The organism is Gordonibacter pamelaeae 7-10-1-b (assembly GCF_000210055.1).
Lineage (GTDB): Bacteria > Actinomycetota > Coriobacteriia > Coriobacteriales > Eggerthellaceae > Gordonibacter > Gordonibacter pamelaeae.
The window spans coordinates 1,592,256-1,594,271 of record NC_021021.1 but is presented as its reverse complement, the minus strand read 5'-3'; the positions used below and the strand labels follow the sequence as shown (position 1 = coordinate 1,594,271).

The following is a 2,016-nucleotide window of genomic DNA, read 5'->3' as shown; positions in this document are numbered from 1 at the left end:
CCAACGGCGGCGGCAAGGGCGGCAGCGCGAGCGAGGGCGACACCGTGGTGGGAACCTCGCCGGTGAGCTTCACCGAGGAAACCGACGTGCTCATCCTGGGCACGGGCATCGCCGGCATGTCGGCGGCCATGGACCCGGTGGAGGCGGGCCACAAGGTCATGCTCGTGGACAAGCTCGACCGCGTGGGCGGCGAGAGCTTCATCGCCTGCGGCGTCATGAACGTGGCGGGCTCAAAGATGCAGAAGGATGCCGGCATCGAAGGAGACCCCGAGACGAAGTGGCAGGCCTACGCCCCCATTCTGGAGAAGAAGGGCGAGACCGACGACATGGACTACAAGCACAACGTCTACCTCTACCAGACCGAATGGGCCGACCGCGTGGCGACCGACTACGGCGCGGTGTTCCAGCCCATCACCGACTACATGAACACGGGCGCGCCCACGTCCATGCTGCTGCCCGGCAACGGTATCGGCGACATGCAGGCCGTGCTCACGCCGCTGCAGAAGGGCCTGGAGAAGAAGGGCGCCACGTACAAGCTGAACCTGCGCGCCACGAACTTCATCGTGGACGGCGAGGGCACCCCCATCGGCGTGCGCTTCAACGACGAGAAGAACAACAAGCCCGTCGACATCAAGGCGCAGAAGATCATCGTGGCCACGGGCGGCTTCTCGTGCAACCAGGAGATGGTGTCCGCCTACCTGCCCAGCCAGCAGCGCCTCGGGCCGCTCACCGTGCACTCCATGGGCGAAGGCCACCAGATGTGCCGGGCGCTGGGCGGCGTGTACACGCACATGGACATGGAGGCCAACCGCATGAGCGACCTGGCCCAGGTTACGGTGTGGGGCTACTTCTCGCCGCAGGTGCAGGTGACGCCGCAGGGCCGTCGCTTCATCAAGGAGGACCAAAGCCACGACTCTCCCGACAAGGCCGCCGAGCTGGAGCTGGGATTCTGGTGGACCATCTTCGACGACCAGACCATCAACGGCAGCCAGAAGTGGAACGTCGAGCTGAACATGAAGGGCAGCCCCGACCGCCTCGTGGGCCCGTGCAACTCGCTCGACGAGCTGGCCGCGGCCATGGACGTGCCCGCCGGCACGCTCAAGGAGACGTTCGAGAAGTACGACGCCATGGTGGCCGCCGGCGAGGACACCGAGTTCGGCAAGAAGCTGTTCCTGAAGTCGCTCGCCGCGCCGTACTACGCCATGAAGCATTTCCCGTTCCGCTACAAGACGCACGGCGGCATGAAGATCACCACGGAAAGCCAGCTCGCGGACAAGGACGGCAACCCCATCCCCAACGTGTACTGCTGCGGCTCCACCGTCGCCGACAGCGGCAGCGACCTTAGCCCCAACGCCGGCAGCGGCCTGGTCAGCGGCAAGGCCGTCGTCGAGGCGCTGAAGGCGTAACCGAAGCGACCCTCCACCCCTCCCCGGGCGAGGCCCCGGCCGTTTCGGCCAGGGCCTCGCCCTCCTTCTCCCTGCCGACCGTGCTTCAAGCCGAAAGCTACTTCCCCGCGTCCCCCGCATCGAGCGCCTTCGCCACCGCCCGCCCCACGATCAACCCGAACGCCCCGTTCGTCGCCAACCCCTCCACGCTGCCGGCTGCCACCGAGCCGCAGGCGTACACGTTCGCGATGGCCGAGCCCGCCGCGTTCAGCAGCCGGCCGTCGGCATCAGTGCGCACGCCGCCGCGCGTCTTGTAGCGCACAGGGAGCTGCTTGAGCGCGTAGTACGGCGGCTCGATCTCCTGAAGGAACGCTGTGCGGCCGAACGCATCGTCCTTGCCGGCGTCAACCGCCTCGCCGTAGCCGTCGAACACCGCCTTGAGCGCGTCGGACGCGATGCCCAGGCCGCCCGCCAGCGCCTCCACGTCGTCGAAGGGTCCCGCCAGGCGCTTCGCGTTCTTCGTCGTAACCTGCGCAATGCTGCGCGCCTGGGCGCCGCTGGACAGCTTCTTGCCGAAGATCGTCCACCAGTACCCGCGGTCGCCGACCACGCAGGCGTCGGCCGCAGCGTT

General features: G+C 67.6%; 2 protein-coding genes. One reads left to right on the top strand and one right to left on the bottom strand.

Features of this window, described 5'->3' with window-relative positions; all coding sequences use genetic code 11:
- On the top strand, positions 1–1,406 hold a 1,406-nt coding region (locus GPA_RS07370; protein ID WP_041239242.1), incomplete at its 5' end, for an FAD-dependent oxidoreductase.
- Between the two features lie 97 nt (positions 1,407–1,503).
- Here GPA_RS07370 and GPA_RS07365 read toward each other — a convergent pair.
- Positions 1,504–2,016: FAD-binding protein (locus GPA_RS07365; RefSeq protein WP_041239241.1), on the bottom strand; the 513-nt coding region annotated here is incomplete at its 5' end.